This window comes from Streptomyces sp. NBC_00271 (assembly GCF_036178845.1).
Classification (GTDB): Bacteria; Actinomycetota; Actinomycetes; order Streptomycetales; family Streptomycetaceae; genus Streptomyces.
Map to the genome: position 1 here is coordinate 9,775,944 of NZ_CP108070.1, position 12,307 is coordinate 9,788,250.

Consider the following 12,307-nt stretch of genomic DNA (forward strand, 5'->3'; position numbering starts at 1 on the left):
CAGGTGCGGAACGAGCGGCGCGACCGAAGACCCACCGGCAATCTTTACTGAATCGCCATTCAGTATCGGGAGCGGCCCCGAAGTCTGTCAATTTACTGAACGGATCATCAGTAGGGGGTCTGAGGCGCACCCCCCGTCCCGCCCGCAGCCCTCCGGGGTCCCGGGTGTCCGTCGACTCGCCGGAGCGCCAGGAGCACCCGCGGAAGAAGAGCGTGCGCCGCGAGGTTAGGGAAATGCGGGTCATGGGGGCCACCTGATGTGATCTTGGGCCCCAGGTGTGTCACCCCCAGGTGTGTCGCACCAGGGCCCGGATCTCGCGGTGTGTACCGGGGACATCGCGCTGTGACACCGTCGACCCGGCGCTGTCAGAGGGGCCGACCATAATGGGAGGCCTGACCGACTCCACTTGGAGGTACCGTGACCGGTTTCCGTACGTTGAGCTCCGGGCTCCGCGCGTTGCAGCCCGCCGCCTTCGGCGCGGACCCCGGCGGTGAGCGCATGGAGCGCATCCGCAGATCGCCGAATTTCGCGGACGGTGTCTTCCAGAACCCGGTGAGTGCCCGGACCCGCCCCGACGGCTCCATGCTCGAGTTCGCGAAGATCTTCTTCCGCAAGGAGGAGCGCGCCCACCGCGCCCCGGCGGGCACGGTGCCGGTGTACCCCACGACGCTCGCCGACCTCGCCAAGCCCGCGGCGAGCCGGTTGCGGATCACCTGGATGGGGCACTCCAGTGTGCTCGCCGAGATAGACGGGCACCGGGTGCTGTTCGACCCCGTATGGGGCGAGCGCTGTTCCCCCTTCAACTTCGTCGGGCCCAAGCGGCTGCACCCGGTGCCCCTGCCGCTGGCCGCGCTCGGCCCCGTCGACGTCGTCGTCATCTCGCACGACCACTACGACCATCTCGACCTGCCCTCCATCAAGGCCCTGGCCGACACGGACACGGTCTTCGCGGTGCCGCTCGGCGTCGGCGCCCACCTGGAGCACTGGGGCGTCTCGCCCGACCGCGTGCGCGAGCTGGACTGGAACGAGAGCACCAAGGTCGGCGGCATCTCCCTGACCGCGACACCCGCCCGGCACTTCTGCGGCCGCGGCCTGCGCAACACCCAGCACACGCTCTGGGCCTCCTGGGTGGTGACGGGTGACGAGCACCGGATCTACCACAGCGGGGACACCGGCTACTTCGAGGGCTTCAAGGACATCGGCGCCGAGCACGGCCCCTTCGACATCACGATGATCCAGATCGGGGCGTACAGCGAGTTCTGGCCCGACATCCACATGACGCCCGAGGAGGGTATGCGCACCCACCTGGACCTCCAGGGCGGGCAGCCCACCGGCGTGATGCTGCCCATCCACTGGGCCACGTTCAACCTGGCGACCCACCCGTGGGTGGAGCCGGGCGAGGGCACGATGGCAGCCGCGCACGCGGTGGGCGCCCGTGTCGCACTGCCCCGCCCCGGCCAGCCCTTCGAGCCCACCGCCGGGACCGTCCCGGCCGAGCCCTGGTGGCGCGGTGTGGCCGTGCCGCCGAGGGGTGGCTGGCCCGCCGTCGAGAAGTCCGGAGTGGATGCCTCCGCTTCCAATACTCCGAGTGATGTCATGGGTGAAGCTTCCGAAGGCACCGGAGAGCCGGAGACGGTGCCCGCGAGCTGAATTTCCTGAATGTCCGAACAAACGGCGAGGGTCGGGGAGCGAGCTGCTCCCCGACCCTCGCCGTTTGTTCGCGACCGGTTCTGACCAGCTCTGATCGGATCGATGACGCAAGGGAACGTGCGTCCGAAGGGGATATCGGTCTGCCGTGCGAGGCCTCATACCAGAGCGGGACGCCTTCCGGGGGAGTTTGTCAACTGCCCACCGCACATGATGGGTTGGCGACTACTGTCAGTTGCCGCCGGGCGACGCGGGGCCGATTTTTTCGGCTCTCTCGACCGGCATCGCGATGGCGCACGCCCGAGTCGCGCAGACCCGCGGGAGCCCCCGTGGCCCCCGACGCACCAGTACGAGGACGCAGATGTCTCACCTCCGCGCACCGGCCGCACGCGCAGACCGCCGTGAGGGCGGGCGGCACGGGCGGCCGGTCGCCCGCACGGTCCACCCGCAGCCCGAGGCCCGCCTACGGCCCCAGTTGCTGCGGCTGGCGGTCCTGCCGCCGATCGCGGTGGCGCTCAGCGGCGTTGCGGCCGTGCTGTTCACCGTCCGCTCCACCGGCGCACGCCCCGGCGTCGTCCTGTGGGCGGTGCTCGCCGGCGCCGGGTGCGTGGCCCTCGCGGGCATCCTGATCGCCGCCGTCGGCGCCGACCGGGCCGCCACGTCCGTGCGGGAACGCATCGGCACCCTGCGCCGCGGCAGCGCCCGTACCGAGGCCGACCTGCGCGCCGTCGTCGAGGGCCTGCGCCGGGGCGAGAGCCCTCCCACGCCCAAGCCGCGCCAACGGCCCAAGCCGGACGCCGACGAGTTCGAGCTGCTCGCCGCCGACCTCTCCCGCGCGCACGACGGCGCCGTCACCGCCGTCGTGCAGGCGGCCCAACTCTCCAGCCAGGCGGGCAGCGAGCAGAAGGTCGAGGTCTTCGTCAATCTCGCGCGGCGGCTTCAGTCCCTCGTGCACCGCGAGATCTCGATCCTCGACGAGCTGGAGAACGAGATCGAGGACCCGGACCTGCTCAAGGGCCTCTTCCACGTCGACCACCTCGCCACCCGCATCCGCCGGCACGCCGAGAACCTCGCCGTGCTCGGCGGCGCCGTCTCACGCCGCCAGTGGAGCAACCCCGTCTCCATGACCGAGGTGCTGCGGTCCGCGATCGCCGAGGTCGAGCAGTACTCGCGGGTCAAGCTGGTGCCCCCGATCGACGGCACCCTGCGCGGGCACGCCGTCGCCGACGTCATCCACCTGCTGGCCGAACTCGTCGAGAACGCCACGGTGTTCTCCGCCCCGCACACCCAAGTCCTGCTGCGCGCGGGCCTCGTCACCTCCGGCCTCGCGGTCGAGGTCGAGGACCGGGGCCTGGGCATGCCCCTGGGCGAACAGAACAAGATGAACGCGCTGCTCACCGACCCCGATCAGGTGAATGTCGCCAGCCTCCTCCAGGACGGCCGGATCGGTCTGTTCGTGGTGTCCCAGCTCGCCCGGCGGCACGGCATCCACGTACGGCTCCAGACCAACATCTACGGCGGTGTCCAGGCCGTACTCGTCGTACCGCAGGCGCTGTTGGGCGCGGCGCCGGGCGCCCTCGGCGACGTATCGCAAGCGCAGTCCCAGCAGACACAGCAGCCCAAGGCCCGCGGCCCGCGTCCGCCCGCCGGACCACAGGCAGGGCCGACCGCGCCCGTGTCGTCCGCCGGCGCGACGGTGGCCTCCGTGCCACGGCAGGCGCAGCGGGACCAGATGCCGCCCGCCGCGCTCGGTACGGGCGGCAGCGGCCCGGCACCGCTCCCCGTGCGCGGCGCCCGAGCGGAGCGGCCCAATCCGGCCGAGGCGCTGCCCGGCATCCGCCCCGACGACCGGCCCGCGGTCGCGGAGAACGCGGCCATGCCGCCCACTCCCCGCAAGGGCGCGGTGCGCGGCACCATGGGCAAGCCCCAACTGCCCAAACGACGCGCCCAGGAGCACATCGCACCCCAACTGCGCGACGGGCCCGTGCCCCGCCAGGATCCGGAGCAGGTCGTCGGCCACGACCCCGGCCTGATGGCGGCGTTCCAGCGGGGGATCGGGCTCGCGGAGGCCCAGCACGCCGAGAAACGGCGCACGGAGGCACCGCACATCGAGGCACCGCCCATGGACCGGCCGCACCCCGATCTGCCGCACTCCGACCTGCTGTACGGGGACCCGCCGCACCCGGATCTGCGGCACCTGGACCCGTTGCCGCCGCTGGATGTGATCCGCGTCGACCAGACGTCCACGGGCGCGCCCCGCATAGCCGACGCCCACACGGCGCACGCGCCCGCCCCGCGCGAGGCGCACGGGACCCCCGACAACGCACCCGCGCCCGGACACGACCACACGGCCCGGCACGACGGGAGCACAGCGGCCGGATGACCACCACCCCCCTGACGACCCCCACCCGCACGCCCTCCCACACCCCCACACCCTGCGCTCCGGCAGACCTTCGTACTTCAAGGAGTCGATCCACCATGGCGAGCGACGCGCCGACCGCCCACGCCCATGTATCCGATCTCGACTGGCTGATGAGCGGCCTCGTACAGCGCGTACCGCACACCACCAGCGCGGTACTCCTCTCCTGCGACGGACTCGTGAAGTCGGTCCACGGACTCGACCCGGACAGCGCCGACCACATGGCGGCGCTCGCCTCCGGCCTCTACTCGCTCGGCCGCAGCGCGGGCGTGCGCTTCGGCGACGGCGGTGAGGTACGCCAGGTCGTCGTCGAACTCGACTCGACCCTGCTGTTCGTCTCCACCGCGGGCTCCGGCACCTGTCTCGCCGTGCTCGCCGGCCGCGAGGCCGACGCGGCGGTGCTCGGCTACGAGATGGCGATGCTGGTCAAGAGCGTCCGTCCGTATCTGATGACCGCGCCCCGGCAGGCCGCCGTGGAACCGCCGGCGATGAGGCCTTGAGCGTGGCCGCGGCCGGCGACGGGCCCTGGCTCGACGACGCGGCCGGACGGCTGGTGCGCCCCTACACGGTCAGCAACGGCCGGACCCGGCCGACCACCGCCCTCGACCTGCTGTCGCAGGTGATGGCCACCGGGGCAACACCTCTGGGCTACCTCGGCCCCGAGCACACCCAGGCACTCGAACTGTGCCGGGCGCCCGTCTCGGTCGCGGAGATCGCCGCACACCTGAAGCTGCCCGCGGCGGTCACCAAGGTGCTGCTCTCCGACCTCGTCGACTGCGGGGCACTGACCACCAAGCCGCCCGAGTTCCACCACAACCCCACTGACCGGTCTCTTCTGGAGGCAGTGCTCGATGGACTACGACGACAGCTCTGATCCCTTCCCCACCGCGCTGAAGATCCTGGTGGCCGGAGGGTTCGGGGTCGGCAAGACGACCTTCGTGGGCGCGGTGAGCGAGATCGCGCCGCTCAGCACGGAGGAGCTGCTCACCACGGTCAGCGCCGCGACCGACAATCTCGACGGCGTCGAGAACAAGGTCGAGACCACCGTGGCGATGGACTTCGGCCGCATCACCCTCGATCCGGAACACGTCCTGTATCTGTTCGGCACACCCGGGCAGCAGCGGTTCTGGTTCATGTGGGACGAGCTGTCCGAGGGCGCGCTCGGTGCGGTGATCCTCGCCGACACCCGTCGCCTGGAGGACTGTTTCGCGGCCGTCGACTTCTTCGAGCAGCGCGGTCTCGGCTTCATCGTCGCCGTCAACGAGTTCGACGGTGCCTACCGCTACGACCCCGAGGAGGTGCGCGCGGCCATCGACCTCGACCCCGAGATCCCCATCGTGCGCTGTGACGCCCGGATCTCCAGTTCGGGCGTGCAGACCCTGCTCACCCTGGTCCGCCACCTCCTCGCCCACGCACCGACGCACGCACCCAGCCGCTGAGCCCGCACCCGGCGTACGCCGTCGACCGCTGAGCCCGCACCCGACCCACGTCCCCCGCCACGGAGCCCACACACCATGACGCCCGCCCCGCACCAGGGAGCCCGTAGATGAGTTACGACCCGCCGCGCCCGGCCGGTCGTCTGCTGCTGACCCCGGAGGACAAGGACGCCCCCGCCCGGGTCGGCCGACTGCGCCGACTGGGCCTGGGGGAGCACACGGAACCCGCCTTCGACGCCTTCGCGGACCGGCTCGCCGAGGTCGCCGCGGTGCCGTACTCGATGGTCAACTTCATCGACGAGAACCGGCAGTTCTTCGCGGGCCTGCACACCCCGGACGGAAACGTCTCGGTCACCCGGCCGCTCCCGGCCGCCCCGGACGGCACCGTGAAGGTCGTCGGGCGCTACATGACCCGCGACTACGGGTTCTGCCCCCATGTGGTGGTCCGCCGCAGGGCGCTGGTCCTGGAGGACGTCTGCGACTACCCGCGTTTCGCCGGCAACCCGGTCGTCGACGAGATCGGCGTCCGTTCCTACCTGGGGGCCCCGCTCATCGACCACACCGGCATCGCCCTCGGGACGATCTGCGTCGTCGACCTCGAACCGCGCCCGTGGGGGAAGGCGGGCCTGGAGACCATCAAGTCGATGGCCGCGGAACTGGTCGAGCAGATCGAGCGCAGGGAGGACACCGGGGGGATCTGACGCCCGCGGCCGGAGGCGTGAAGGAAAGCTGCGGCAGCGCTTAAGAAATCCTCGATGGACCAACGGCGCCCCTGTGCGGCAGATTTCTCCGGGAAATCACCCCTCTCCCCGGTACGGGCCCCTTCGGCGTGCCCTGCTCCGGGACCTCACCACGGGAGCCGCAGCTTGAAGGCGCTGGTCAAGGAGAAGGCGGAGCCCGGGCTCTGGTTGACGGACGTCCCGGAACCGGAGATCGGCCCCGGCGACGTACTGATCAAGGTCCTCAGGACCGGGATCTGCGGCACCGACCTGCACATCCGCAACTGGGACGGCTGGGCGCAGCAGGCCATCCGCACGCCGCTCGTCCTCGGCCACGAGTTCGTCGGAGAGGTCGTCGAGACGGGCCGCGACGTCGCCGACATCAAGGCGGGCGACCGCGTGAGCGGCGAGGGCCACCTCGTGTGCGGCAAGTGCCGCAACTGCCTGGCCGGGCGCCGCCACCTGTGCCGTGCCACGGTCGGCCTGGGCGTCGGCCGCGACGGCGCGTTCGCCGAGTACGTGGCCCTGCCCGCCGCCAACGTGTGGGTGCACCGCGTCCCGGTCGACCTCGACGTCGCCGCGATCTTCGACCCGTTCGGCAACGCCGTGCACACGGCGCTGTCCTTCCCCCTGGTCGGCGAGGACGTCCTCATCACGGGCGCGGGCCCGATCGGTCTGATGGCCGCGGCCGTGGCCCGGCACGCGGGTGCCCGCAACGTCGTCATCACCGACGTCAGCGAGGAGCGCCTCGACCTCGCCCGCAAGATCGGCGTCAGCCTCGCGCTGAACGTCGCGGAGTCGACCATCGCCGACGGACAGCGCGCCCTCGGCCTGCGCGAGGGCTTCGACATCGGCCTGGAGATGTCCGGCCGCCCCGAGGCCATGCGCGACATGATCGCCAACATGACGCACGGCGGCCGGATCGCGATGCTCGGCCTGCCCGCCGAGGAGTTCCCGGTCGACTGGTCCCGGATCGTCACCTCCATGATCACGATCAAGGGCATCTACGGCCGTGAGATGTTCGAGACCTGGTACGCGATGTCCGTCCTCCTCGAAGGCGGCCTCGACCTCGCGCCGGTCATCACCGGCCGCTACGGCTACCGCGACTACGAGGCGGCCTTCGCGGACGCCGCGAGCGGCCGCGGCGGCAAGGTCATCCTCGACTGGAGCGCGTGAGCGTCCGCAAGAGCCACTCCGAACCGCGTAACCCCCTAGGAGCCCCTCCATGTTCGACTCCGTGCGCGACGACCTCCGCACCACCCTCGACGAGATCCGCGCCGCCGGTCTGCACAAGCCCGAGCGCGTCATCGGCACCCCGCAGTCCGCGACCGTGAGCGTCACCGCGGGCGGCCGCCCCGGCGAGGTCCTCAACTTCTGCGCGAACAACTACCTCGGCCTCGCCGACCACCCCGAGGTCGTCTCCGCCGCCCACGCGGCCCTGGACCGCTGGGGCTACGGCATGGCGTCCGTCCGCTTCATCTGCGGTACGCAGGAGGTGCACAAGGAGCTGGAAGCGCGCCTGTCCGCGTTCCTCGGCCAGGAGGACACGATCCTCTACTCCTCCTGCTTCGACGCCAACGGCGGCGTCTTCGAGACCCTCCTCGGCGCCGAGGACGCGGTCATCTCCGACGCCCTCAACCACGCCTCGATCATCGACGGCATCCGCCTCTCCAAGGCTCGCCGCTTCCGGTACGCCAACCGCGACATGGCCGACCTGGAGGCCCAGCTCAAGGAGGCGTCCGACGCGCGCCGCCGGCTGATCGTCACCGACGGCGTCTTCTCGATGGACGGCTATGTCGCGCCCCTGAAGGAGATCTGCGACCTCGCCGACCGCTACGACGCCATGGTCATGGTCGACGACTCGCACGCCGTCGGCTTCGTCGGCCCCGGTGGCCGCGGCACCCCCGAGCTGCACGGTGTCATGGACCGCGTCGACATCATCACCGGCACCCTCGGCAAGGCGCTCGGCGGCGCCTCCGGCGGCTATGTCGCCGCTCGCGCCGAGATCGTCGCGCTGCTGCGCCAGCGCTCGCGCCCGTACCTCTTCTCGAACACGCTCGCCCCGGTGATCGCGGCGGCCTCCCTGAAGGTGCTCGACCTGCTGGAGTCGGCCGACGACCTGCGTATCCGCCTCGCGGAGAACACCGCGCTGTTCCGTTCCCGGATGACCGCGGAGGGCTTCGACATCCTCCCCGGTGACCACGCGATCGCCCCCGTCATGATCGGTGACGCGTCCGTCGCCGGACGTATGGCCGAGCTCCTCCTGGAGCGCGGCGTCTACGTGATCGGCTTCTCCTACCCGGTCGTCCCGCAGGGCCAGGCCCGGATCCGGGTCCAGCTCTCGGCCGCGCACTCGACGCAGGACGTGAACCGGGCGGTCGACGCGTTCGTGTCCGCCCGCGCGGAGCTCGAGGGCTGAAAGACGCCTGTGACCTGAGAGAATCGGTCACATGATCGAAGCGCGGCGGCTCCACATCCTCCGTGCGGTGGCCGACCACCGCACGGTCACGGCGGCGGCCGCCGCGCTCTATCTCACCCCCTCGGCCGTCTCCCAACAGCTGACCGCGCTGGAGCAGGAGACCGGCCACCGGCTCGTCGAGCGCGGCGCCAAGGGCGTACGGCTGACTCCGGCCGGCGAGATCCTGCTCAGCCACACCAACGAGGTGCTGGCCCAACTGGAGCGCGCCGAGGCGGAGTTGGCCGCCTACAGTGCGGGTTCGGCGGGCACGGTCACCGTCGCCTCCTTTGCGACCGGCATCGGCCTGGTGGTGGCTCCCGCGCTGGCCCGCCTCGCCCGCACGGCACCCGGCATCCACGTCCGCGTCCAGGACGCCGAGGGCGACGCCAGTCTGCCGATGGTGCTCGACCGGCTGGTCGACATCGCGGTCGCCGTCGAGTACCGGGGCGCCCCGGACGCGGACGACCCGCGCCTGACCCCCGTAGCCCTGTACGCCGAGCCCTTCGACGCGGTCGTCCCGCTCGGTCACCGGCTCGCCGACGCCACCGAGGTCCCGCTCGCCGAGCTGGCCAAGGACCCGTGGATCGGCCCGTACCCCGGCAACCCCTGCCATGACGTGGTCGTCCTGGCCTGCGAGAACGCCGGATTCCAACCCCGCCTCGAACACTCCTCCGACGACTTCCGGGCCGTCGTAGCCCTCGCCTCGGCCGACGCGGGTGTCGCCCTGGTGCCTCGTTCCGCCCTGCGCGGCATGGACCTCACGGGCGTGCTGGTCCGACCGGTCGACGGCGTCGCGCCCACGCGCCGAGTCTTCGCGGCCGTACGCCGGGGCGCGGAGGGGCATCCGCTGATCCGCCCGGTGCTGGATGCGCTGGCGGAAGCCGCGACGGTGGACTGAGGGAAGCGGTCGGAGAGGGGAGTGGTCGGAGGGGAGTGGTCGGCGGAGCACCCTACTGTTTTCATATCTGGGATAACATCCCGAATATGGGAAACAATGGGGAGCTCGATGGGGTCGATGTCCGGCTCGGGGCCCGACTGGCCGAGCTGCGCTCCGAACGTGGCTGGTCCCTGGGGGAGTTGGCGGAGCGCAGCGGGGTCAGCCGCTCCACACTGTCCCGTGCCGAGCGGGCCGAGATCAGCGCCACGGCCTCGCTCCTGAACCGGCTGTGCGCCGTGTACGGACGCACCATGTCTCAGCTGCTCAGCGAGGTCGAGGCGGAACCCGTTGCGGTGGTGCGGGCGGCCGACCAGACGGTCTGGGCCGACGCAGCCTCCGGATTCGTACGACGATCGGTGTCCGCGCCGCACGCCGGGCTGCGCGGCGAACTGGTCGAGGGGCGGCTCAGGGCCGGCGCCGACATCGCCTACGACCGGCCTCCCGTGCCCGGCCTGGAGCAGCACATCTGGGTCCTCGACGGAACGCTGGAGGTGACCGCGCAGGACGTCGAACACCGGCTCGACGCCGGGGACTGTCTGCGGCTGCGGGTGTGGGGGCCCACCCGCTTCCGGTGTCCCGGCCCCGAGGACGTACGGTACGCGCTCGTGGTGGTGCTGCCGTGACCACCGTCTCCCGGCTGGACGCCCGGCGCCTTCGCGCCTCGGTGGGAGAGTTGGCCGAGCTGCTGATCGACACCGTGGAGGGTGGGGCCTCGATCGGCTTCCTCGCCCCGTTGGAGCGGACGACGGCCGTCGCCTGGTGGGAGGAGCGCGTGGACGCGGTGTCGGCCGGACGCCTCGCCGTGTGGGTGGCGCACACCGCGGACCGGATCCTGGGCACCGTCAGCCTCGTCTTCCCCGACAAACCCAACAGCCGCCACCGTGCCGAGCTGGTGAAGCTGATGGTGCACCGCGACGGCCGCGGACAGGGCCTCGGCCGGGGCCTTTTGACCACCGCCGAGCACGCGGCCGCCACCGCCGGAATCACCCTCCTGCATCTGGACACCGAGACCGACAGCCCCGCCGAGTCCCTCTACCGCTCCGCGGGCTGGACCCGGCTCGGGGCGATACCCGACTACGCGGCGACGCCGTCGGGTGAGCTGCGCCCGACGACGATCTTCTACAAGCGGGTGGGAGCGACGGTCCCCGGCGCGTGAAGAGCCGCCGCTCCCACCGCGGCTACAGCAGGGAGGTCAGGTGGCGCAGCTCCTTCACGAGAGGTGGCCGGGGGAGCGGGACGATGCCGATCTCCGGGTGGTGCGGGCGGGCGATGTGCGGGTGGACGTGGTCGATGAACGCCGGATTCACCAACGGGGCGGTGACGCGTTCGCCGCACATATAGGTGGGTTCGAAGTGCTCGCGCACCAGCTGCGTGCGCCAGTGGTCGGCGTCGTGGTACTCACCGCTGTGGGCGTGTTCGAGGAACAGGCAGTACTCGGCGACCTGGTGGCCGACCCCGGCCGCGAAACGCCACCAGAAGCGCGCCCCGCTGCTGTCGCCCGCCACGTGCAGCAGACATGCGAAGACCAGGGCGCCGGTCTTGTCCGCGTACTGGCTGTCGATGAACTCGCTCAGATGACGGTCGGCGTCCGGCCCGAACAGCACCAGCAGGCTCACGGCGTTCAGGTCCCACCAGGCACGGTCCGCGTCCGGAGTGCGGTCGTCCTCGGGGGTGGTCCACACGGCTCGGACGAGCGCGGCATCGGGGTTGCGCGGGCGGTGCCGGGCCGCCTGACGGCTGCGCAGACGGGCTTCGGAGGCCGCGAGGTCGTAGTCGGCGTAACGATCCTGCGTACGCGCTTTGGCCAACAGGTCGTCGATGGTGCGGCGGTCGGACGGCAGGGTGCTCATCGGGGGTTCTTCCCGTCGGAGTGCTCCGGGCAGCGGAGTTTGAGCAAGGTGGCGAGGCGCCGCCGGCCGGTACGGAGCTGGGAGCGGACGGTGGCCTCCTCGTTGCCCATGAGTACGGCGGCTTCGGCGGCCGTGAAACCTATGCCGTAGTAGAGGAGGATCGCGTCCCGCTGCCGCTCGCTCAGGGAGCCGACCGCGACGTACAGGGCGATGGCGTCGGTGAGCGTGTCGTACGGATCCTCGGCCGGGTCGGCGAGCGCCGCCTCGAAGGCGGCGATCTCCATCAGCTCCGGGCGACGCCGTCGCTTGCGGTGCATGTCGATGATGCGGCGCTTGAGGATCGTCCAGGCGTAGCCCTCCAGGTTCTCCATCCGCAGCATCCGCGGCCAGCGGTCCATGACCTGGTCGAAGGTCAGGTCCACGGCCTCCTCCGCGTCGGCGTCGGAGCCGAGCTGGAGATAGGCGTAGCGCATGTAGTCCTGGCGGCGCTGATGGTGGAAACCCCAGTACGCCATCTGCACGGTGGGGTGCCATTGGTCGATGGGCACCACCCGCGGTGTGCCGACGGCCCCGCCGGTCTCCTCCGGCCCGCCGTCGCCGTTCACGGGACGTCCCGGGTCGACTCGGCGGAGCGGGACGGGGCGCGGGTGCCGGTCAGTCCGGTGATGCCGATCCGTACGCCGGCCGTCAGGAGCCGACGGCAGCCACGGACGACGTCCGGGCCGAACACCCTCATGCCAAGCGCGATCTCGAACAACCACGCGGCAGCGCTCTGCTGCACGGGGTCCTCCCCTGTACCTGTGCTGATCGAAGGTGCCGTGTCCCCACCCCGGCACCAGAG

General features: G+C 71.3%; 14 protein-coding genes. 11 read left to right on the forward strand and 3 right to left on the reverse strand.

Annotated features, from left to right (window positions below; translation table 11 throughout):
* Positions 1-417: 417 nt before the first annotated feature.
* The 11 genes from OG798_RS44465 to OG798_RS44515 all read left to right on the forward strand — a co-directional run bounded on the left by OG798_RS44465 (position 418) and on the right by OG798_RS44515 (position 10,772).
* On the forward strand, positions 418-1,650 hold the full coding sequence (locus tag OG798_RS44465; RefSeq protein ID WP_121414203.1) for an MBL fold metallo-hydrolase: 1,233 nt from the start codon (positions 418-420) through the stop codon (positions 1,648-1,650).
* A gap of 358 nt (positions 1,651-2,008) precedes the next feature.
* Entirely contained in the window at positions 2,009-4,030 is a 2,022-nt protein-coding gene (locus OG798_RS44470; protein WP_267063620.1) for a sensor histidine kinase, read from the forward strand.
* A gap of 95 nt (positions 4,031-4,125) precedes the next feature.
* On the forward strand, positions 4,126-4,566 hold the full coding sequence (locus OG798_RS44475; RefSeq protein WP_095851322.1) for a roadblock/LC7 domain-containing protein: 441 nt from the start codon (positions 4,126-4,128) through the stop codon (positions 4,564-4,566).
* Between the two features lie 2 nt (positions 4,567-4,568).
* Positions 4,569-4,940, forward strand: a complete 372-nt coding sequence (locus tag OG798_RS44480) for a DUF742 domain-containing protein (RefSeq protein WP_054232708.1) — start codon at positions 4,569-4,571, stop codon at positions 4,938-4,940.
* Positions 4,918-5,505 (forward strand): GTP-binding protein, encoded by a 588-nt coding sequence (locus OG798_RS44485; RefSeq protein WP_095851321.1) that lies wholly within the window; start codon positions 4,918-4,920, stop codon positions 5,503-5,505. Before OG798_RS44480 ends, OG798_RS44485 begins: the two co-directional genes overlap by 23 nt.
* 107 nt (positions 5,506-5,612) lie before the next feature.
* The gene (locus OG798_RS44490; RefSeq protein WP_121414202.1) at positions 5,613-6,203 is read left to right on the forward strand and encodes a GAF domain-containing protein; all 591 of its coding nucleotides are present in this window, start codon (positions 5,613-5,615) and stop codon (positions 6,201-6,203) included.
* A 165-nt stretch (positions 6,204-6,368) separates the two neighbouring features.
* Positions 6,369-7,397 (forward strand): L-threonine 3-dehydrogenase, encoded by a 1,029-nt coding sequence (tdh, locus tag OG798_RS44495; protein ID WP_095851319.1) that lies wholly within the window; start codon positions 6,369-6,371, stop codon positions 7,395-7,397.
* Between the two features lie 49 nt (positions 7,398-7,446).
* Entirely contained in the window at positions 7,447-8,640 is a 1,194-nt protein-coding gene (locus OG798_RS44500) for a glycine C-acetyltransferase (protein WP_097223906.1), read from the forward strand.
* Between the two features lie 31 nt (positions 8,641-8,671).
* Positions 8,672-9,577: a LysR family transcriptional regulator gene (locus OG798_RS44505; RefSeq protein WP_067361203.1), complete on the forward strand. Its 906-nt coding sequence runs from the start codon at positions 8,672-8,674 to the stop codon at positions 9,575-9,577.
* A gap of 86 nt (positions 9,578-9,663) precedes the next feature.
* Positions 9,664-10,239: a helix-turn-helix domain-containing protein gene (locus tag OG798_RS44510; protein ID WP_097223905.1), complete on the forward strand. Its 576-nt coding sequence runs from the start codon at positions 9,664-9,666 to the stop codon at positions 10,237-10,239.
* The gene (locus OG798_RS44515) at positions 10,236-10,772 is read left to right on the forward strand and encodes a GNAT family N-acetyltransferase (RefSeq protein ID WP_267063623.1); all 537 of its coding nucleotides are present in this window, start codon (positions 10,236-10,238) and stop codon (positions 10,770-10,772) included. The genes OG798_RS44510 and OG798_RS44515 overlap by 4 nt, the downstream gene beginning before the upstream one ends.
* Before the next feature lie 22 nt (positions 10,773-10,794).
* On the opposite strand, the gene OG798_RS44520 is transcribed toward OG798_RS44515, so the two are convergent.
* Genes OG798_RS44520 through OG798_RS44530 form a run of 3 tightly spaced genes read right to left on the reverse strand, consistent with a single transcriptional unit; the run spans position 10,795 to position 12,247 of the window.
* Complete coding sequence (locus OG798_RS44520) at positions 10,795-11,466, reverse strand: hypothetical protein (RefSeq protein ID WP_097223903.1); 672 nt, start codon at positions 11,464-11,466, stop codon at positions 10,795-10,797.
* Positions 11,463-12,071 carry an RNA polymerase sigma factor gene (locus OG798_RS44525; RefSeq protein WP_121414199.1) on the reverse strand — a complete coding sequence of 203 codons (609 nt, stop codon included), beginning with the start codon at positions 12,069-12,071 and terminating at the stop codon, positions 11,463-11,465. Before OG798_RS44525 ends, OG798_RS44520 begins: the two co-directional genes overlap by 4 nt.
* On the reverse strand, positions 12,068-12,247 hold the full coding sequence (locus tag OG798_RS44530; RefSeq protein ID WP_054232698.1) for a hypothetical protein: 180 nt from the start codon (positions 12,245-12,247) through the stop codon (positions 12,068-12,070). Before OG798_RS44530 ends, OG798_RS44525 begins: the two co-directional genes overlap by 4 nt.
* Between the last annotated feature and the right edge of the window lie 60 nt (positions 12,248-12,307).